We start from the raw sequence: 243 nt of genomic DNA, 5'->3' as shown, positions 1-243 counted from the left end.
CGGTCGGCGTGGGCAGGGCCGGGAGGTCGCGGGGGTGCAGCTGGGAGAGGCAGTGGCGCCAGGCGTAGAGGGGGAACATGCCGTACAGGTCGTTCGCCCATTGGTGGACGCTCGGTTTGAAGAAGAGCGGCAGGATGACCAGGACGGAGCAGGCCGTGACGACCGCGGCCGCGGTGTGCCGCAGGACCGCGCCGATGCCCAGGCCCACGAGCGCCGACAAGGGCACGAGCAGCGCGTTCGCCG

General features: G+C 72.0%; 1 pseudogene. It reads right to left on the bottom strand.

What is annotated here, in order from left to right:
- Positions 1–243, bottom strand: a pseudogene (locus tag CCN51_RS52060) (ABC transporter permease); the annotation flags it as partial.

It is taken from the genome of Streptomyces milbemycinicus (assembly GCF_002154605.1).
Taxonomy (GTDB): domain Bacteria; phylum Actinomycetota; class Actinomycetes; order Streptomycetales; family Streptomycetaceae; genus Streptomyces; species Streptomyces milbemycinicus.
The sequence above is the reverse complement of the archived record's forward strand: the minus strand, read 5'-3'. Positions and strand labels throughout refer to the sequence as shown.